Here is a 19,217-nt window from a genome sequence, read left to right as displayed (position 1 = left end):
TGTGTAAAACTTTGTAAAAAGAATGTAATAATATGTAATTCATTTTCAGAAAGTTTTATACAATTTTTATATTAAACTATTAAGTTATAAAAAGGAGAGAGAATATGGTACCAAATACGGTTCGTACTCCAAACAAGAAGAAGAAATGGATTATTATCGGGGTTATTGCACTAATTGTTATTGTAGCAGCAGTTAATATTTTTGTAATGCAAGGGAAGAAGAAGGGGGCATCAACATCTGCTGATGCTGTAAGTTTCGAGAAGGTAACGGAGCGTAAGCTGAATAATACGAAGTTAATTTCTGGTCAGGTGAAGCCTGGGAATATTGAAAGTTTTTATGCGGATCCAGCCAAAGGAAAAGTGAAAGATATTGAGGTAAAAGAAGGGCAAGAGGTAGAGAAAGGTGCGAAGTTATTCTCTTATGATAATGAAGAGATTAATCTTCAAATGAAGCAAGCTGAGCTGGATCAGAAGATGGCAGATATGCGTTATGATCAAGGGAAGAAGAAAATTGATTCGCTGAAGAAAGAAATTAAGAAAGCGAAAGATAGCGGAGCTGGGAAAGAAGTAACAGATCCGATGGAAGAGCAAGTAAGTGAGCTGGAGATAGCGCAAAAGACAACGGATCTTGAGAAAGAGAAAGGGAAGTTGCAGAAAGAAGAGTTAAGTAAAAAGCAGAAAGAGCTTACGATTTATAGTAACTTTGCTGGCGTTGTTCAAAAGTTAGATAAAGATGCAGCACAAAGTTCATCTCAAACGTTAGGTGGTCAAGGGAAAGCATTTTTACAAGTGGCTTCTAAAGATCCATTCCAAATTCAAGGTACGTTAACAGAGCTTCAAAAGTCACAAATTCAAAAGGATCAAACATTTACTGTAACTGCGAAAGCAAATAATAAGAAGAAGTGGACAGGTAAGATTACAGAAGTAAGTGAATTTCCAACAAGTGCAGAGATGGCGCAAGCTGGCGGTATGGGTGAAGCGACTCAAAATATGTCTCAATATACATATAAAGCAAGTCTTGATAGTCAAGATGGTTTATCTCCAGGTTATCACGTTTCTCTGCAAGTAAATTTAGAGAATAAGAAGATGGTTGCTGTTCCGACTAAGAGTATTGTAGAAAAAGATGATGATGCATTTGTTTATGTTGAGGATAAAGGAAAGCTTCGTAAACAAAATGTGAAAAAAGGTTCTACTGATGGAGACTGGACAGAGATTACTGAAGGCGTAACAGTGGGGCAAAAGGTGGTTAAAAATCCTTCCGACGATGTGTATGACGGAATGGAAGTGAAAGAGAAATGATTACGTTAAATAATATTGCTAAAACGTATTATCAAGGAAAATTGGCAGTGCCGATTTTGCATGGTATTAGTTTAACAATTCAAGGCGGGGAGTTCGTTTCGATTATGGGACCGTCTGGTTCTGGTAAGTCAACGCTTATGAATATTATCGGCTGTTTAGATCGTCCAACAGAAGGCGAATATATGTTGAATGATGTGAATATCTTAACAGCAGACGAGTCAAAGCTTGCTTTAATTCGTAATGAATATATCGGTTTTGTGTTTCAGCACTTTAATTTGCTGCCGCGTCTTTCAGCAGTCGAAAATGTTGAGCTTCCGCTCGTATATGGTGGCATAAAGAAAGCAGAACGTCGCCAGCGTGCTTTAGAGGCGCTTGGTAAAGTTGGATTAGCAGATCGCGTGCATCATTTACCGAACGAATTGTCAGGTGGACAGAAGCAGCGTGTAGCAATTGCAAGAGCTATTGCAAATAATCCAACGTTCATTATGGCCGATGAGCCGACTGGTGCGCTTGATACGAAGTCTGGTGAGCAAGTTATGGATATTTTCACGAAGCTTAATGCAGAAGGTACAACGATTGTTATGGTTACGCATGAAGAGGAAGTAGCAGCGTATTCTTCCCGCCGCATTGTACTGCGAGACGGGAAAATTACAGAAGATAGAAGGTGTGCGGTATGAGTTTACTAGATAGTATAAAAATTGCCCTCTCTTCTATTTTAGCTCATAAACTGCGTTCAGCTCTTACGATGCTCGGTATTATTATCGGTGTTGGTTCCATTATTACTGTCGTTGCGATTGGGCAAGGCGGGGAAGCAATGCTGAAGTCGAAATTCGCAGGTTCTGGTGGTAATAATCTTATGCCAATTCAATTTCAACCAGATATTAATGATGAGTTTGCTATGGGTGGATTTGAAATGCCAAAGTTAACGGAAGAGGATATTTTGGAAGTAAAACAAGTGAAAGATGTTTCACACGTTATTACGACAAACCGGAATTCAGAGGTGCTTGATGTAAATGATAAAAAGGCAAATCTGAATGTTATTGGTCTTGATAATGAATATTTTGCAGTTAATAAAGTAAAGGTTGTAAAGGGACGTACTTTAAGTGAATCAGATATTACTCATGCAAATAACGTTGTGATGATTAGCACAAAAACAGAAGAAACGTTATTTAAGGACGTAAACCCAGTTGGACAAATTATTGAGATGAAGGGGCAGCCAATGCAAATTGTCGGTGTGTATACATCTGATAATGAGTTTATGGGATTTGAAATGGAAGAAGCGCTAATCCCTCTTACGTTATGGCCTGTTTTATACGGAACAGATGAGATTCAAAACATCGCAATTCAAGCTAAAAATGTAGACGATTTAGAAGCAGCTGGGAAACAGGCTGTTGATGTATTAAATAGTCGTAAGCCAAGTGAAATTCCAGGTAAATATGAACTGGTGAACTTAAAAGAATTCCAAGAAAATGTTTCTAAAGTAACTAATATTATGACGATGATTATCGGTGGTATCGCGGGTATTTCATTAGTCGTTGGTGGTATTGGCGTTATGAACATTATGCTCGTATCTGTAACGGAGCGTACGCGTGAAATTGGGATACGTAAAGCACTTGGGGCAACGCGTAGTAAAATTTTATTACAGTTTTTAATTGAAGCAGTTATGTTAACACTTCTAGGCGGCTTAATCGGAATTGGTCTTGGATATGGCGGAGCATATATCGTTTCCACATTCGCAAAATGGCCACCTCTTGTTTCATGGGAAGTTGTCGTTGGCGGCGTATTATTCTCGATGACACTCGGTATTATTTTTGGATTAATTCCAGCAAATAAAGCTGCGAAATTAGATCCAATTGAAGCATTACGTTATGAGTAATTACTAGTGTAGTAGAACTACACACTACCGTTCTAGTGGGCGGTTCGTAGCCTCTATGTGAGGAAGTGAACCGCCCGTTAGAACGGGTTATATACATAGAAGGAGGCGTTATAATGGAAGCAAATATTAATACGCAAGATGCAGGTGGAAAGAAGCCATCATTATTTGGAATGATTACTTCTCCAGGTGAACAGTTTGAGAGAATGAAGACGAGTAATGCAGTTTGGGGGGCTTTTTGGTTACTTGTTTTGTTAGGTGGACTTGTTGGGGGATTTGCTGCTTATGTATATTCTCTAACACCTGAAGCTATTAAGCTTAATAAGGAACTAGGTGTTACTGTTTCAGCTGGAATGACATATGGTATGGGATTCGGTGTTGGTGCTCTTGGTATGGGATTTAGTTTCTTACTAAGTGCTGTAGTGTATAAAGTATTAATGGTATTTATGAGCAATGATACTTCTTATAAAAAATTATTGGCGATTACTGTATATTCAAGTGTTATTTCCTTAATCGGTGTATTAATAAATATAATTTTAGCTTATATTTTAGGTGGGTCGGGTCAAGAAATGTACACTGGCCTAGGACCAATTTTCGCCTCGAGTAGTGGTGTTGTAAAAGGTATTGTAAGTAAATTTGAAGTGTTTACAATTTGGGGATATGTAGTTACATGGCTAGGTCTTCAAATTACAGCAGGCTTAACTAAAAAACAGGCGACAATTATTACGATTGTTTTCTTTGTCTTAACTCTTGGAATGGGAGCTTTACAAGGTATGTTCCAATAAGGAAATAAAAATAAAAAAGGTGGCTCTTCCAAGAGTCACCTTTTTTATTTTTAACCATACTTCAAATATCGCCGTTGAAATTTCAAATACAACCTAGTGTAATTTCAAATTTCAGCGATACTATTTAAAATTACCCACAGTGAAATCCTTTCTTTATTTTTATATTGTGAAGGTACCGCGGAATATTAGAAAGGTATACCTTTTAGAAACGGGTACTGTGTGAAGCCAGCGACTTTTAAAGAGGCAGTTGTGTTGTATGAGGGAATGATCGTAAATCAAATAAAGAAGTTAGGGATCTATCAAGATTATGAAGAGTATTATCAATGTGGGTTAATCGGTCTTTGGCATGCGTATGAAAAATTTGATGCGGAGAAAGGGAGTTTTCCTGCATATGCAGTTGTAACGGTGCGTGGTTATATATTAGAGAGGTTGAAAAAAGAATTCACAGTGCAAGAAAAGTGTGTATGTGTAGGAGGGTATGAAGATATCTTTCATTTTGAAGATATTGAAATGAAAGTGAAGGATTTTATGAGTGTATTAGATGAGAAGGAGAAGTATATTATTTTTGAACGTTTTTTTGTAGGGAAAACGATGGGGGAAATCGCTTTAGAGACAGAGATGACCTATTATCAAGTGAGGTGGATATATCGGCAGGCGCTTGAGAAAATGCGAAATAGCTTAAGAGGATAAATAGTATCATAAGAATGGAAGGCAAGTGATATTGCTTTCCATTCTACTTATTTTGTTAAGGTAGTAAATGTAATAAGAGGTTTTTAAATTGTAGTGAATCTTGCATGTTCATACGTGATAATACATATCCAGCTTTTAATAATTGTTGTTTTAACTTATGGGGACTGATATGTATAGTTGTAGTTGTGCCATTTGAAAAATGAATGGTAGCTTTTTTACTCTGTTTGAAAAATTCTATGTCATCTATATGATTATAAAATAGCCATATACAGTTTGGAGAAGAAGGAGACTCTGTTGGGAAAGCACAAATATATTCTCTATGATTAATTGGAATCGGGACATTTTGTTTGAAATGAAAGTTTGTTTGAACTGCTTTACGTCTGCCTTGATAAGTAGTGTGTACATTGGTTAGACAAGATTTCTTTATGAGCTGGAGAGCGGTTTGACAGGAGTAAAGATGGTTCCCACTACTGTCGATCATTTTTGTGCAATAAGAAGGATGCTTGTAAGGCTCTAACATCATTGTAGAATTAGAAATAATAATAGCATTTTCGTCATTCATAAATTTAATTCCTCCTTTATAAATGATAATAATTCTCAATATAATTATATACGAATTAAGTAAATTAATTGTTAATCTTTTATTTCATATTGTAAATTTTGGCTATTCGTTTACAATCAATAGATGTTAGTCTTTCTAATTTGCATCGCTTGTACATATATATGAAAATAGAAAAGAGTAGGCGGTGAGATAGTATGAAGAAAAGGTATATTATTATGGCTCTAGTTGTTGTTCTTCTAGTATATTTAGCAAATAGTAATCCAAGTAAAGGTGAATATACGGATTGGGCAGCGAAGCAGTTTATGAAACGTAACGATGTAAGTAAGAAGCTAGACGAAGTGCAAAAGGAAAATGAAGAGGGTCTCCTTGGTGATTTAGCATCGGCTGGTAAGAAGTTGGCGAAAAAATATGTTGAGCCGCAAGTTGGATTATTAATCGATCATTATACGAAGCGAGATGATTATATATTCTTCTCAACATATAAGACGGAATTTGATATCGGCGGAGAACACTATAAATATGTATGCGTCGGTTTTTCAAAAATCTTTATTCCAATTGAAATGCCGAAGAAAAAAGACGAATCTGCAAAATGATGCAGATTCGTCTTTTTGTCTATAAGGTAATAGGAACTTCAGATACAGTCCTTTCTACGAGACGAGCTCCTTTTTTTCGGGTATTTTCATTAATTGATGAAAATACAGATGAGGCAAGGATTGTATCCATTACTTGATTTACGACTTGTGCATCAATAGGTGTGATCGGCTTCTCGATAGAAAAGACAACTGTTTTTCCATCTTCTTTCGCGAAAATTAATTCTAGTACTTGCATACGGTGTTTCCTCCTTTTTATTTATCTTGTAATCAGTGGGGACGTCCCCACTGATTACATTGCCACATTAAAGGCTAGAAAGATCTGATGTGCTAACAAGTTGTACAGCGTGAAGTGGTGATGCTTGTAGAGAAGCTAGAGCACGAGCTACGGTTTGTACTTGCTCTAAATTTGCGTTTGTTTTTACGCGCTTAAATTGTTTGTTCTTAAAAACTGTTTTTCCATTCTTATCTAATCCATTGTTTAAGACGAGACGTAAAGTTAAATCCATTACGATTGTTTCGACTGCCATGTTTATCACCCCCTTTCACTATATAAATAGGATGCAAATGTCATGTTTTGGCGTGAAATTTATTCTTTTTTTTGGTACTCTTAAAAGAATAAGAGAGGGGTTTCGGAAGAATGAATCGTAAATGGTTATTTTGGATTCCTGTTTTACTATGGATGGGGCTGATTTTCTATTCCTCGGCACAACCGTATAAAAAGCAGGATATGCGTTCGGATATTGAACAATATGTAAATGTGGAGTTTGTGAAAGAGCATTTTTCATGGGTATCTATCGATTACGGCGGTGGTACACCTGTTAGTATTGCAAATAAAGGTGTAGGTGGATTTATTGAGTTTTTCCTTCGTAAAGGTGCTCATTTTATGGTGTTCTTTATGCTCGGTTCATTGACGTATTATGCATTTCATCGATCGGGTTGTTCGAGAAAACGATGTTTCATGTACGCGCTCCTTTTCGTTGCGGGATATGCAACGTTTGATGAAATTCATCAATGGTTTACGGGCGATCGTACACCGATGTGGCAAGATTCATTACTGGATACGTGCGGCGGATTAACAGGTATTATAATAAGTAATTGGTTTTGGAATAGAAAAAAGAGCTAATCTCGAAAAGATTAGCTCCTTTTGTTTATACACCAAGTAATTCTTTTAGTTCATCTGTAGATAGTTCGGTCATCCAACTATCGCTTGTAATGACGGCGTTGTTTAATGACTGTTTTCTTTCTAACATTTCATCGATTTTCTCTTCAAGTGTCCCCGTTGTAATCAGTTTATGAACGTGAACGAAACGCTTTTGACCAATGCGATATGCACGATCTGTTGCTTGATTTTCTACCGCTGGATTCCACCAACGATCGTAGTGAATGACATGGTTGGCAGCTGTTAAGTTTAACCCTGTACCACCTGCTTTTAACGATAAGATGAAGATGTCATACGTTCCGTTTTGGAACTGTTCGATCATTTTGTCACGTTCTTTCTTCGGTACACTACCGTTTAAGAAGAGGACGCGCTGACCGAAATGTTTTTCTAACACATCTTTTAGCATGTTCCCCATACCGATATATTGCGTGAAGATTAAGCAACTTTCATTTTGATCTTTTATATTTTCAATGAGTTCCATGAGCGTGCTCGTTTTCATGGAACGTTCGATGATGTTTTTCGGTTCCGTTTCTTTTAAATAAAGAGCGGGATGATTACAAATTTGTTTAAGTTTGTTCAGCATGAGTAATATAAATCCGCGTCGTTCAATTCCGCTTAATCCTTCTACATTTTGCAATGTATCTTGAACAAGTTGTTCATATAAGGAAGCTTGTTCACCAGTTAGTGGACAGTAAGCTTTCTGTTCTTGTTTATCTGGTAAGTTTAATGCGACTGTTTGATCTTTCTTCGTACGACGCAGTAAAAACGGTGAGATAAAACGTTGAACTTGTTGGATTTTTCCTTCGTCACGGTCCTTTTCAATTGGTGAGACGAAGCGGCGCTGGAATTGTCCTAAGCTGCCAAGATATCCATGATTAATGAAGTCGAAAATAGACCAAAGCTCGGCAAGGCGGTTTTCCATCGGTGTTCCAGTTAATGCGATTTTGTGATTTGCTTGTAAGTTTCGCACTGCTTTAGACTGTTTCGTATGTGGGTTTTTAATATTTTGTGCTTCATCCAAAATAACAGCATCCCAGCATAACGTACTAAGTTCTTCCTCATCAAGCTGAGCTAATGCATAAGACGTTAATACAACATCTGCTGATTGAAGGAAATCTTTAAAGGATTCCCCTTTAGCTCGATTACTTCCATAATGTAACTGAACACGTAAATTCGGTGCGAAACGCTCAAATTCTTTTTGCCAATTTCCAAGAACAGATGTCGGAGCCACGATTAAAGCAGGACCTGTTTGGAGATTGTTTTCTTTTATATATAGTAAGTAAGTGATCGTTTGAATACTCTTTCCAAGTCCCATGTCATCAGCTAACAATGCGCCGAATCCAAGCTTTCTTAAATATAATAACCACTCAATGCCATGTTGTTGATACGGGCGGAGTGTAGCGTTTAGTGAAGAAGGGACATCTACTTTCGGAATATCTCCAATGTGCAATAGTTTTTGGAATAGCTCTTCATAATATCCATCTAGTTCAATTTCAATATCGTTAAATGGACTATCTTCTTCTACAATTTCTGTTTCAGTGGTGTTTGATAAATGTTGCTGAAGGACATCTTTCATTTCAAGTCCATATTTATCGGCACGATTCATGAGCTTTCGTACTTCTTCAATAAAGGCTGGATCTAGTCGCATCCATTGACCATTTATATTGAATAACCGTTTGTTTTGTTCAACGAGTTCAAAAAATTCGCTTTCTGATAAATCAATGCCGTTCGTTGAAATGCGCCAGTCAAAATTAACGAGCGTATTCATACCGAAGAAAGATTGCGTTTGCGTTGCATTTTGCTTCAGTTGCACACGTAATTTTGGTTTTGTCGCTTTTAAATTTTGCCACCATGATGGTAGTAAAATCGTAATACCTGCAGCGAGTAATTCGTTACTTGCTTCTGTTAAGAAGTTCCACGCTTCTGTTTCAAAGAGTTCACTTCGGAATGTATCACCGTCTTTTAACCACGGTACGAGCTTACTGAAGCCTTCTTGTGTTTCAAGAATACGTTCTTCATAATCGTGCCATCGTTTTGGTAAAGAATCGATACTTTCATATACATATATGCGATGTGCCCCGCGCTTTGGTGTAACAATTGTTTCAAGCTTCCACATTTCAAATTCTTCTTGCGGCTCTTGTAGTCGTAGTCCGATTGTAAAGGGAAGGTCATCTTCAATGTAACCAATTTTTCGAAGCCAATCTTCTTCATGTAGTGCTGCGTCTAATTGTCTTTTCGTAAAGTCGTAATGTTCATAAAGTCTCTTTGCATCTTCCCATCCGTCATTTGAACGGTTATCTTGTAATATGTTTTCATTTACTGCAGCCGAGAAAAGAGATGCCAATGTTTCATCTTCGATTGGAGTATTTTGAACTTTCCAAGATGGTTGTTTAGGCCAGCGCTCCATATCAGGTACGAAGCTACCGCTTGTGAAGGCATCCCACAATTCGTTCGCATCTTCCGTAAGTGCTGTAATAGGGCCGTTCATTTGAATACGGGCAAAGGAGTTCATCGGTTTATTCGCGATGTATTCAAATGCTTGTGCGTTTGTTAGCATAACACCTTGTCTTCCTTCAAAGCTTGCTTCTTTTAGAAACGTGCCGTAGAAGGAAGTGGAGTGCCATGTAAATGCATTTCGTTTCCAACTTGTTACGGATAATGGAGTACCGCTATCATCTTCTCCCCAAAGGAACCAACCGTGACTAACGTGCTGGAGCCTAATTGTTACTTCAGTTTGATTGATCATCGATTAATTTTCCTTTCCGTAATTCCTCTTGTAGTGCACGCAGACGTGAATGTAAGTTTGCGATGTGAATAATGAAAGCATCCCATTCATCGGTACGCTTTAATCGTTTATATAATGTACGTAATTTCTTTAAGTAACGAACTGCACGTCTATATGATTTGCGATTTCGCTCTTCAATGGCTTCGGTAGTAGCAAGGTGATAAAGAGGAAGTGCTGCTTCTGGTGCTTCCTTTTCAATATCTTTCAGCGGCTCTTTCAAAAGTTCAATCGCTTCAAAACCGTGTAAGAGCTGAAGTTCCGTCCATGTGCGATACTGCTTTTTCGCGAGTACGTATTGTTCATAGTTTGCGAAACTATATGGTAATAGCTCTTGCAAAATCATTTCGAGTCCAGCTTGTTCATTTGTATGGGTTGCATACGTTTCATACATGATGACGAATAAGCGAACGATATCTTTTATGAAAATCGTATTTTCTTGCTCCTGTATCGTTGTTTTTACTTGTTTATACGTAAAGGAAAGCCAGTTTTTCGCACGATCCCACTTCATTGTATTTAATAACTCTTCTAACCAGTAAAAGTACAGACTTACAACAGAAGCAGGCTGTTTTTTTAATAAGTCCATCGCTAATAGATCTTCATCATTTAAAAAGAGTAGATGAGAAGATGCTAGTGCTTTGGAAAGTGGATTCATTTTCGTATCGATTCGTTTTTCTTCTTCATGCAGCTGCTCTTTATTGTGTAACAGTTCACTCCATATGTGACGATAAATAAAGAACCTCTCTTGCGTATAGGCATCGGTCGAGAAGAATACTTCATGAACGAGACGAGCTGTTTCTTGCAAAATTGCTTCAGACTCTGAAGAAGTCGCTTCTGATTGTAAGTCCCGAACGATGGCTTCCACTTTATCTACAAAGAGACGAACGACGTTAACAGGCTGGTGATAAGAATACGTTTTATTTGCTTCAAATTCCTGAATTTCTTCTAATAATTTTTGAAAGCAATAAAGCGCTGCATGTAACCTGAACAATTCATGTATCACGATGATACGCGGAGCTTTCCGCTCGAGTTTCGTATAGAAGTCCGTAAAAATACTCATAAGAAAATACATTTGTTTATAAGTAAGCCGAGCTTGTTCTTTTTTAAATGATTCATATTCGTTATCAAAATAGGATTGCCAACTTTTATAATCCGTTTCTTCAAAAGCTGATGATTGCAATACTTGTCTTGCAGTTCGAATAGGAGGAAGAGAAGGTTTCGTATTATTTTTGAATAAAGTTAATACATCTCCTACTTGCCCGAAACTAGATGCTGCCGATAGTAACACAGCGAGCATATGCTCACACTGCGTTGGTGCGAAGCAATCGCAATAGCTTTCAGCTACGTTACGAATCGGGATATGGACGCTATATACGCTGCCTTCAGCATCTACAGTTCCTGATAGCGTATAGCCATCAAAGTCAACGTTGTAGACAACACCACTACGATATAGGTGCCGAGCTGTAGCGACATGTTCCTGATCAGCTGTTTGCTGTGGATCTAGTCCTTGAACGAACTCATTCGCAATCATCATAATTTCATCTTTCGTAATTGAGTGTTGCAGCATAATATTCCTCCGTACACATATTTCTTTCCTTTACCATTATAAACAAAAAATGCTCAAAACAGAAAAAATGAAATTTAGATTACATTACTTGAAAATCATGGTAATATATAAAATGTTAATTTTGTATATTACTATATATTTATAGGGGGAGAATAGGTTTGTCAGATTTGCAGACGAAGTTAGGCAGTGGAATGAATAAGTTACAAGAAGGAATTGAGCAAGGGAAGATGAAGCTACAAGTTGCACAAGAGATTGCTCAATTGAAAAAGGGAATGCAAGTACAAATGCAGAAAAAGGCAGAGGTTCTATTAGAGGTTGGACAACAAGTATATGTTCAATTAAGAGGGAACGGAGTAAATGAAGAAAGTTTGAAAGAGATGATTGCTCCAGTTCAAGAATTTGATGTGGCTATTTATCAAGCGAGAAAACGCATTGTTGAATTGCAAAAACAACAAGGCGAGAAAGCTACATGTGAATGTGGTGGACCTTTATCGATGAACGATAAGTTTTGTGGTTCATGCGGAAATCCTAACCCAATGTTAGCGGTAGAAAATGACGGTGAAACGGCAAATTGTATTTCATGTGATGAGCATATCGATAAAAACTCTACTTACTGTCCGGTTTGTGGAATTAAGCAAAGTGGGGAGTGAATAAGATGTATTGTCGCACGTGCGGAAAGCAACATGGTGAAGAAGTAAATTATTGCCCAAATGAAGGTAGTATGGAGATGGCTGGAGCTACTGATGTAGTAACGTTAGAACAAGATAACGCGAAATATTGTAAAGGCTGTGGTACTGAAAATGCTCAGCAAAATTTATATTGTCAAAAGTGTGGGCACTCGTTATTTGTTGTAAAGAAAAAAGAACAGGCTATAAAATTACCTACGATGGACGGTGCTCCTAATGTTGAATTCAAAGCAGATAAAGCCGTGTTAAAAACAGGTTTTATTGGTGGGGCTGTTGCAAGTATTCTCATGTTAATTGCAGGATGGATTGGTAGTGTATTATTTGCGTCTATATTAAGTGAGATGATGAGTAAATTTGCGAAAGAGTTAGAAATGCTACCAAGCTTTTATGCAAGTGCAACTGCTACGTTGTTAAATTACCATTTACTTGGTTTTACAGCTAGTGATGATAGTGGATTGATATTATCTTTATCTTGGCATACTCCATTTACATTATTATTAATCATCCCATTTATTATTTTCGCTGGAACAGGAATATGGTTAGGAAAACAGCGTGTTGCAAAAACGATTAAAGATCAAATTTTTATAGCGGCAACAGTTGGTATTATTTACGGCGTCTTTTTATTCATTATAAGCTTTATAGCGTCACAATCTGTTACAATTCCATTCTCGGATGCAGGTAAGATTACAGTTGGATATTCAGCAATTAAGAGCTTCTTGAGCGGTTTTGTATCCGGAACGTTATTTACTTTAGTAGGATTTATTGCTCATACAAGCAAAAACAATATGGCAGCAGCATTTCAAGAGTTAATACCATATGGAGCGTCTATTTATTATGGAATTTCATCTATGATAAAAGGTTTTTTAGTGACAGCGGTAGTAATGTGCATCTTAGCTGTAGCGTTAGTAAGTAATGTAGAAGACAGTGCTGCACCGTTAAAAGAAATGAAAGAATCTAAAACACAAGGTGTATTATTAGCGCTAGAATTAACACCTCAATTATGGAGTATGGCTCATTTTTCTCCATTAGAAGTAGAAAGTCCAGCATTGGATCATGAATTTAAAAAGTTTAGTAAGAAAGCATCTGATAACAAATTAGTATTTTCATTTGTGTCAGGTATTTCTGTAAATGGTATCGGAATGAAGGATATTGTAGTTGCACAAGGCGGAAACCAAGAGGATCTCGCTGAAGTAGAAGAAGTAAATGGTGCATTCCATTACGGTTTATTACTACTTATTATTCCGGCATTCTTTATGTTCATAACTGGGAGAAAATTAGCGGAATTACCAACTGCGAACATGTATATCACACTAGCTGTTTGTAGCGCTTCTTACACAATTATGATGATTGTAATGAACATCATTTCTAAGTTCCAAATTGATGTATCTGGAAATGTAATGAATTTATTTGGAGCGGGCGGTACTGTATTATCTATGCAAAATTCATTTATATATTTAACTATGTTTAGTTTTATTGTGACATATGTGGCGGCATTTGCTGGAATGAAATTAGCTAAAAAATAGGGGGAGAGCATGTTGAAGTTTTGTGGAACATGTAAAAAGAACGTTGCAGACCATTTGAACTTTTGTCCTGAATGCGGAAGCAAAGTTGAAGTAATTGTTGATAACAATGCTGCTTCATACACAGAAGTACAAAATGAGATAAAACCAGCGAAAAGTAAGAAAAATTTATTTTTCATCATCGGTTTCCTCATCGTTGCGGCTGTATTATTTGGGGCGTATAAGTTTGGAGCAAATAAGTTTTCAAAAGAAAAGCAAGTGAATGTAATGATTGAAGCATTCCAAAAGAAAGATGTAAATGCAATTGATGAAATTGTGAAAGCAGATGATCCAAGCTTAAAGATTAAGATAGAAGATATTAAGGCGTACATGCGTTATTTAAAAGAGAATCCTTCGTATAATAAAGAACTACTATCTTATTTACAGAAAGAGACTATAAATCAAAGGTTAGTAAAAGATAAAGCGTCCTTTAAAGATGGACAAATTGTCGAAGACGGAAAAGAGTGGTTCTTATATCCGAAGTATAAGTTCAGTATGAAATCTTATTACATGAGAGTTAGCACCACTGCAAAAAATGCTGAAATATATGTGAATGACAAAAAAGAAACCGAACTTTCTAGTGATAAAACTTCGAAAGAATTAGGACCATACTTCCCAGGTACGTATGTTGTAAAGGCGACTGCGAAGACTGAACTGACTGAATTAGAAACAGAAGAAGAAGTAGATTTAGCAGATGAACAGAGCGGGAAAGTAGAAGTCGATTTATCACTTGAAGGAAAGTATGTAACGATTTCTTCTGATGAAAATGATGCAACTGTGTTTGTGAACGGTAAAAAACGTGGGAAATTAAATTACGGAAGTTATAATCTTGGTCCTGTATCGACAGACGAAACAGTGGAAGTACACTTAGAGAAAACTACTGATTTCGGTGTGATGAAATCTGAAAGTATTAAAATTGGAGATCAAAGTACATATTACTTAAAATTCCCGAAAGAAACATCAAGTTCGGCTGTCGGTGACTTTGTACGAAATCATCTTTATGATAATGTGCGTGCGATTTCATTAAATGATTTTAGCCTAATTGAAAATAATTATGATAAGAGCGGGAAATCGTACAAGGAAGACCGTGATTACATACAATATTTACACAAAAAAGGAATTACAGAAGATTTATTAACAATGGAAATTCGTAATGTAGAGCGTCAAAGTGCTACGAAATATAAAGTAACAACATATGAAGAATATCATATTCGTTACGGTGATGGCTCTGTGAAGTTCAAAAGCTTTAATAATGATCATATCGTTACTGTGAATGGAAATGGAAAGATATTGTACCATTCTCTTGGAGCGAATAATACGTTGAAATCAGAGGAAGTATCTGGTCCAACTCGTTAATATGAGAGAGGTTGTTCAATATTTGAACAGCCTCTTTATTTTGTAGCTACTCAATATTTCGTGTCAAACCGTTGATATATTGTAAGTTATGATAGATATAATTGAAAGATCGTTGATATATTTTTTTACCATTATGAGCGCGTCTCTTTTAATATTGCTTGTACATACGGATCATGTAATATTTGCTCTATGATTGGTAACATGTTTTGTTCGAATGGAATGTCGATAGGGAATGGCTTTTGTGAGCCGGGTTTGATTCCATATTGGACAAATTTGTAATGTGTATTTTCTTCAGACTTGAGCACAATTAATTTATAGCGATTGTCGTCGCCAGCGAGTGAAAAATCAATAGAAGTAGCGTCATATGTTACTTCATCTTTATATATATACGGTTTTGGTGTACCGATCCAGTCTACTTTTGCTTGTACATTCATGAGTATAGCCTCCTTATAACTATTATAAAAAAATAAAAGCCAGCTCTCAACAAAGAGAACTGGCCTTAGCAGTCATTGGTTATTTTAAAATTTTCACTTTAACAGTTTTGCGTCCCCATTTTTGAGCAGCGCTATCTGATCCAAGTAGGATGTCGATACGGTTACCTTTAATTGCACCGCCAGTATCTCCAGCGATAGCTTCTCCGTAACCTTCTACCCATACTTTAGATCCTAATGGGATTACTTTCGGATCAACAGCGATCATTTTCATGTTTGGGTTCGCTGTTAAGTCATGACCCATTGCAGTTAATACACGGCCGCCATATGTGCCACCGTTTTCGCTCGGATGAGCTGTATATGCTGTAGCTACAACTGTTAACTCACGACCACCAGAAGGTGTGCTAGTTTCAGCAGCCTTTACAGCAGGCTTAGCAGCTTGTTTTGCTTGTGCTGCAGGTGCTTTAGCTGGCGCTTGCGCTTTAGCAGGAGCTGGTTGTTCTTGTTTCTCAATAACAGGTGCTGTACCTGTTAAGAAAGGAACGTGAACGTAAGCTGTTTTTCCGTTATATTCGAATTGTAACCACTCATTTTGTACTTGGTTCGTTGTTTCAATCATATCATCTTTCTTAAGCGTCCCAAGAATTTCTGAGTTTGTGTTCGCTTCAGCACGTACGTTTAATACGTTAGCTGTTACGTAGTAGATGCTTTTAGTGAACTCTGCACTTACGAATGCGTCTTTACCATCTAAAGTGATTTTTGACCATCCGTTCTCTGTATTTTGAACATCTATTTTATTACCGTTTAGTAATTTACCGACAACTTTTGATTCAGTAGTAGGGTTTTCGCGTACATTTAGTACGTCTGTTGTTACAACAGTTTCTGCATTAGCAGATGATGTGAAAATCCCAAGACCAAAAACTGCTGCTGTTGCTATTCCAATTAATTTTTTCATGATAGCCTCCATTGCGTTTGTTTTCGTGTCCTCATTATAGCAACAGATTTTTTCGGATTTCGGGAAAACACACAATTACAAACCATTCGTAATAAGTCGTTAACATGCTGTAATATAACAAAAAATATAGGAAAGCGTTTTTCACTCTATATGATTAGTAGGTTTCTACTTATATTCAAAATATTTAATACAACATATTGTTTTCGTCGTAAATAAAAATATTACATGAGTGTTACATGATGTTTACTAAACGATTACATTCCTTGAGTATTTTACCGTTTTATGGGTAATATAGTTATATAAACATAAACATTTCATTTGTGAAACTATAAACACGTGCTATATACTAGCAAAAAAACCGCATAATTGTTACAAAAAGAAAGGGGTGCAAGGAAGAAAAATGCCCTTTTTTACATCTGTAACACACCTTTTTTGGGGAAATACATTCCCATCCGCATTTTTCTCGCACAATTTGACAGCAGTATTTCGATCTTATAGCTCTTGCAGAGTGAAAAGGTTATACGGAAGGTAAGGCTGTCCATAAGAATTCGAATTGGTGAAGGTGAAAGTAAGAAAATCACCACAAAAATCATAGTTTTCTATCCGATTTTACATATCGGAATTTATGTTATTTACAAAAGTGAAACCTACGAAGGGGGATTTGATGAGGAAACTGACAAAAACATTCATCGTTTCATTAACATTATGTATTGCATTTACACTTTGGGGGATTATTCCCGAATCTATTATTGGAAAAGGTAGCCTAGGAAATGTAACAACTGCAATTCAAACTGCATTAGTTAGTAAGTTTGGATGGTTCTATATTATTTCTGTTTCTATTATTTTAGGTGTGTCTATCTTTTTAATTGTTTCGAAATACGGTTCTATTCGTTTAGGTAAAGATGATGACGAGCCTGATTATAGTTATATGACATGGTTTGCTATGTTATTTAGTGCTGGTATGGGTATCGGCTTAGTCTTCTGGGGCGTTGCGGAACCATTAAACCATTTGTATGCACCTCCGTTTGGAGAGAGTGCAACTGAGGAAAGTGCACGTCTTGCACTGCGTTTTTCATTTTTCCATTGGGGATTACATCCTTGGGGACTATATGCATTTGTAGCGCTTTGTATTGCTTACTTTACTTTTAGAAAAGGAAAAGCAAGTACAATTAGTGCGACAGTAGGACCGTTATTTAAAGGCGGGGACCATGGACGTATTGCTCATTTATTTGATGTGTTAGCTGTTTTCGCGACTGTGTTTGGTGTGGCAACATCATTAGGTCTTGGTGCAAAACAAATTGCCGGTGGTGTTAGTTATTTAACATCCATCCCGAATTCATTAACGACTCAGTTAGTTATTATCGCAATCGTAACAGTGTTATTTATGTTATCTGCGCAAACAGGTCTTGATAAAGGAATTAAATATTTAAGTAATACGAATATTATTTTGGCATTTGCACTTATGATTATTGTATTATTTGCGGGTCCAACAAACTTTATTATGAATTACTTCACCTCAACAATTGGTGCTTACATTCAGGAATTACCAAGCATGAGTTTCCGATTAAGTCCATTAGATGAAGGTGGAAACCAATGGATTCAATCGTGGACAATTTTCTATTGGGCATGGTGGATTGCATGGTCACCATTCGTAGGTACATTTATTGCTCGTGTTTCACGAGGACGTACCATTCGTGAATTTGTTATCGGTGTGTTACTCGTACCGACCGTAATTGGTGCCCTTTGGTTCTCTGTTTTCGGCGGAACTGGTATTCATATGGAGCTGTTCGGTGATGCACATATTTTTGAAAAAGTGAAAGAGATGGGAACAGAAGTAGGATTATTCGCTATGTTTGATCAGATGGGAAGCTTTGGATCGGCTTTATCTGTTCTAGCTATTCTTCTTATTTCTACATTCTTTATTACATCTGCAGATTCAGCGACATTCGTTTTAGGAATGTTAACAACACATGGTAGTTTAAATCCGCCAAACCGCATTAAAATGATCTGGGGTATCGTTTTAGCTGCTCTAGCTTCTATCTTATTATATGTAGGTGGATTAGAAGCCTTACAAACGGCAGCTATCATTGCAGCATTCCCATTCGTCTTCGTTATTTTCTTTATGATGGCAGCATTATTTAAAGAGTTACAAAAAGAAGGGCGTATGAAGCGTCATAAATAATAGAAGGAAAAAGAGCTGATTATGTATCAGCTCTTTTTTATATAGAAGGAACTTGAACTGCAAGTAAGGGAAATAAAATACTTTACAGATTTTCCGAATAGGAAAGCCCACTACGGTGCGATAGTACCCCCTTTAGGGGTGGGATGATAGTGAGGTCAAATGCGATGTACAGATAAAATACCGAAAGTATGTTCTGTACATCAAGTGTTTGAAATGGTATAATTTTCATAACAGACAAGTAAAAGTCTCTAAAACAATCTTGTTCTCTGAAAACAGAATACATATGAGGTTGGAGTAACAAATTCTTCTGCTCCGTAAAATGTATTGAGTCGTCAAGTACAAGACGCTAAAACACATTTGAGAACTCAAAATCTGACTCGTTTGGTAATAGAACGAGTGCCGTATCTGCTAGATGCACTGGATACGGAGTGGTGATGGCACACCGCAATCTTGCACGTCAGCGATACTAGAAATAGACGTCGCCTTTGGTAGCAAGAATCCCACTGACGTTAGTCAGCTTGCGGCTTTAGCCGTGGGAGTGTCAATATATTAGTAGTATGCCTTTTATATGGAGAAAAATCGATACATTTCGACAATGTTCGATATATGGCGGATTCTATTCGTATTTTTGACAAAAAATTGTCGGAAATGTGTTGTCACGTTTATATATATGTGCTATATTATTTCCTGTAAGCGATTTCAAATAGTTTTAAAGCGCATTCAAGGGGGACATCTAGAA

At 36.9% G+C, this 19,217-nt stretch carries 18 protein-coding genes; 11 read left to right on the top strand and 7 right to left on the bottom strand.

The features are described from left to right. Window positions 1–104 precede the first annotated feature (104 nt). The 5 genes from RCJ96_RS19730 (at window position 105) to RCJ96_RS19710 (ending at window position 4,646) form a co-directional block, all read left to right on the top strand. Window positions 105–1,298, top strand: a complete 1,194-nt coding sequence (locus RCJ96_RS19730; RefSeq protein ID WP_416504029.1) for an efflux RND transporter periplasmic adaptor subunit — start codon at window positions 105–107, stop codon at window positions 1,296–1,298. Continuing rightward, window positions 1,295–1,975 (top strand): ABC transporter ATP-binding protein, encoded by a 681-nt coding sequence (locus RCJ96_RS19725; protein ID WP_000631616.1) that lies wholly within the window; start codon window positions 1,295–1,297, stop codon window positions 1,973–1,975. The genes RCJ96_RS19730 and RCJ96_RS19725 overlap by 4 nt, the downstream gene beginning before the upstream one ends. Next, on the top strand, window positions 1,972–3,174 hold the full coding sequence (locus RCJ96_RS19720; protein WP_000054372.1) for an ABC transporter permease: 1,203 nt from the start codon (window positions 1,972–1,974) through the stop codon (window positions 3,172–3,174). The genes RCJ96_RS19725 and RCJ96_RS19720 overlap by 4 nt, the downstream gene beginning before the upstream one ends. Before the next feature lie 113 nt (window positions 3,175–3,287). After that, window positions 3,288–3,956 (top strand): Yip1 family protein, encoded by a 669-nt coding sequence (locus tag RCJ96_RS19715; protein WP_074606559.1) that lies wholly within the window; start codon window positions 3,288–3,290, stop codon window positions 3,954–3,956. Window positions 3,957–4,175: 219 nt separating this feature from the next. After that, window positions 4,176–4,646: a sigma-70 family RNA polymerase sigma factor gene (locus RCJ96_RS19710; protein ID WP_074606561.1), complete on the top strand. Its 471-nt coding sequence runs from the start codon at window positions 4,176–4,178 to the stop codon at window positions 4,644–4,646. Between the two features lie 55 nt (window positions 4,647–4,701). Here RCJ96_RS19710 and RCJ96_RS19705 read toward each other — a convergent pair whose 3' ends face one another. Further along, complete coding sequence (locus RCJ96_RS19705) at window positions 4,702–5,208, bottom strand: competence protein ComK (RefSeq protein WP_074606563.1); 507 nt, start codon at window positions 5,206–5,208, stop codon at window positions 4,702–4,704. Window positions 5,209–5,402: 194 nt separating this feature from the next. Between RCJ96_RS19705 and RCJ96_RS19700 the strand changes: the two genes are divergently transcribed. Beyond that, complete coding sequence (locus RCJ96_RS19700; RefSeq protein WP_000747726.1) at window positions 5,403–5,801, top strand: DUF4359 domain-containing protein; 399 nt, start codon at window positions 5,403–5,405, stop codon at window positions 5,799–5,801. 19 nt (window positions 5,802–5,820) lie between these two features. On the opposite strand, the gene RCJ96_RS19695 is transcribed toward RCJ96_RS19700, so the two are convergent. Together RCJ96_RS19695 and RCJ96_RS19690 are read right to left on the bottom strand one after the other, a co-directional pair. Next, window positions 5,821–6,036, bottom strand: coding sequence for a DUF2922 domain-containing protein (locus tag RCJ96_RS19695; RefSeq protein WP_001197597.1), 216 nt, complete (start codon window positions 6,034–6,036; stop codon window positions 5,821–5,823). A 67-nt stretch (window positions 6,037–6,103) separates the two neighbouring features. Next, window positions 6,104–6,328: a DUF1659 domain-containing protein gene (locus RCJ96_RS19690; protein ID WP_000257709.1), complete on the bottom strand. Its 225-nt coding sequence runs from the start codon at window positions 6,326–6,328 to the stop codon at window positions 6,104–6,106. Window positions 6,329–6,438: 110 nt separating this feature from the next. Between RCJ96_RS19690 and RCJ96_RS19685 the strand changes: the two genes are divergently transcribed. Then, window positions 6,439–6,924 (top strand): VanZ family protein, encoded by a 486-nt coding sequence (locus tag RCJ96_RS19685; protein WP_074606565.1) that lies wholly within the window; start codon window positions 6,439–6,441, stop codon window positions 6,922–6,924. 25 nt (window positions 6,925–6,949) lie between these two features. Here RCJ96_RS19685 and RCJ96_RS19680 read toward each other — a convergent pair whose 3' ends face one another. Both RCJ96_RS19680 and RCJ96_RS19675 read right to left on the bottom strand, forming a co-directional pair. After that, the gene (locus RCJ96_RS19680; RefSeq protein WP_416504030.1) at window positions 6,950–9,706 is read right to left on the bottom strand and encodes a DEAD/DEAH box helicase; all 2,757 of its coding nucleotides are present in this window, start codon (window positions 9,704–9,706) and stop codon (window positions 6,950–6,952) included. Continuing rightward, entirely contained in the window at window positions 9,690–11,309 is a 1,620-nt protein-coding gene (locus tag RCJ96_RS19675) for an SWIM zinc finger family protein (RefSeq protein WP_416504031.1), read from the bottom strand. The genes RCJ96_RS19680 and RCJ96_RS19675 overlap by 17 nt, the downstream gene beginning before the upstream one ends. Window positions 11,310–11,467: 158 nt before the next feature. Here RCJ96_RS19675 and RCJ96_RS19670 point away from each other — a divergent pair, with 158 nt between their 5' ends. From RCJ96_RS19670 to RCJ96_RS19660, 3 genes are read left to right on the top strand one after another with little or no spacing between them, the layout of a single operon-like run. Then, entirely contained in the window at window positions 11,468–11,959 is a 492-nt protein-coding gene (locus tag RCJ96_RS19670) for a zinc ribbon domain-containing protein (RefSeq protein ID WP_033692244.1), read from the top strand. Window positions 11,960–11,964: 5 nt separating this feature from the next. After that, the gene (locus RCJ96_RS19665) at window positions 11,965–13,518 is read left to right on the top strand and encodes a zinc ribbon domain-containing protein (protein WP_074606571.1); all 1,554 of its coding nucleotides are present in this window, start codon (window positions 11,965–11,967) and stop codon (window positions 13,516–13,518) included. A 12-nt stretch (window positions 13,519–13,530) separates the two neighbouring features. After that, window positions 13,531–14,910 (top strand): zinc ribbon domain-containing protein, encoded by a 1,380-nt coding sequence (locus RCJ96_RS19660; RefSeq protein WP_074606654.1) that lies wholly within the window; start codon window positions 13,531–13,533, stop codon window positions 14,908–14,910. 131 nt (window positions 14,911–15,041) lie between these two features. Here RCJ96_RS19660 and RCJ96_RS19655 read toward each other — a convergent pair whose 3' ends face one another. Both RCJ96_RS19655 and RCJ96_RS19650 read right to left on the bottom strand, forming a co-directional pair. Continuing rightward, a complete protein-coding gene (locus RCJ96_RS19655; RefSeq protein WP_074606573.1) occupies window positions 15,042–15,344 on the bottom strand; it encodes a DUF3910 family protein in 303 nt (100 codons plus the stop codon). Window positions 15,345–15,423: 79 nt separating this feature from the next. After that, entirely contained in the window at window positions 15,424–16,296 is an 873-nt protein-coding gene (locus RCJ96_RS19650; protein WP_000733320.1) for a cell wall-binding protein EntA, read from the bottom strand. A gap of 664 nt (window positions 16,297–16,960) precedes the next feature. Here RCJ96_RS19650 and opuD point away from each other — a divergent pair. Continuing rightward, a complete protein-coding gene (opuD, locus tag RCJ96_RS19645; RefSeq protein WP_001230127.1) occupies window positions 16,961–18,478 on the top strand; it encodes a glycine betaine transporter OpuD in 1,518 nt (505 codons plus the stop codon). Window positions 18,479–19,217 lie beyond the last annotated feature (739 nt).

Source organism: Bacillus sp. BSL6 (genome assembly GCF_052928345.1).
Note: the sequence above shows the minus strand (reverse complement) of the source record. Positions and strands in the feature narration are given on the sequence as shown.

What these genes read in the sequence shown, in the direction of transcription:
- RCJ96_RS19730 (WP_416504029.1), top strand. Translation starts at nt 105, where the DNA reads ATGGTACCAAATACGGTTCGTACTCCAAACAAGAAGAAGAAATGGATT.
- RCJ96_RS19725 (WP_000631616.1), top strand. Translation starts at nt 1,295, where the DNA reads ATGATTACGTTAAATAATATTGCTAAAACGTATTATCAAGGAAAATTG.
- RCJ96_RS19720 (WP_000054372.1), top strand. Translation starts at nt 1,972, where the DNA reads ATGAGTTTACTAGATAGTATAAAAATTGCCCTCTCTTCTATTTTAGCT.
- RCJ96_RS19715 (WP_074606559.1), top strand. Translation starts at nt 3,288, where the DNA reads ATGGAAGCAAATATTAATACGCAAGATGCAGGTGGAAAGAAGCCATCA.
- RCJ96_RS19705 (WP_074606563.1), bottom strand. Translation starts at nt 5,208, where the DNA reads ATGAATGACGAAAATGCTATTATTATTTCTAATTCTACAATGATGTTA.
- RCJ96_RS19700 (WP_000747726.1), top strand. Translation starts at nt 5,403, where the DNA reads ATGAAGAAAAGGTATATTATTATGGCTCTAGTTGTTGTTCTTCTAGTA.
- RCJ96_RS19695 (WP_001197597.1), bottom strand. Translation starts at nt 6,036, where the DNA reads ATGCAAGTACTAGAATTAATTTTCGCGAAAGAAGATGGAAAAACAGTT.
- RCJ96_RS19690 (WP_000257709.1), bottom strand. Translation starts at nt 6,328, where the DNA reads ATGGCAGTCGAAACAATCGTAATGGATTTAACTTTACGTCTCGTCTTA.
- RCJ96_RS19685 (WP_074606565.1), top strand. Translation starts at nt 6,439, where the DNA reads ATGAATCGTAAATGGTTATTTTGGATTCCTGTTTTACTATGGATGGGG.
- RCJ96_RS19680 (WP_416504030.1), bottom strand. Translation starts at nt 9,706, where the DNA reads ATGATCAATCAAACTGAAGTAACAATTAGGCTCCAGCACGTTAGTCAC.
- RCJ96_RS19675 (WP_416504031.1), bottom strand. Translation starts at nt 11,309, where the DNA reads ATGCTGCAACACTCAATTACGAAAGATGAAATTATGATGATTGCGAAT.
- RCJ96_RS19665 (WP_074606571.1), top strand. Translation starts at nt 11,965, where the DNA reads ATGTATTGTCGCACGTGCGGAAAGCAACATGGTGAAGAAGTAAATTAT.
- RCJ96_RS19655 (WP_074606573.1), bottom strand. Translation starts at nt 15,344, where the DNA reads ATGAATGTACAAGCAAAAGTAGACTGGATCGGTACACCAAAACCGTAT.
- RCJ96_RS19650 (WP_000733320.1), bottom strand. Translation starts at nt 16,296, where the DNA reads ATGAAAAAATTAATTGGAATAGCAACAGCAGCAGTTTTTGGTCTTGGG.
- opuD (WP_001230127.1), top strand. Translation starts at nt 16,961, where the DNA reads ATGAGGAAACTGACAAAAACATTCATCGTTTCATTAACATTATGTATT.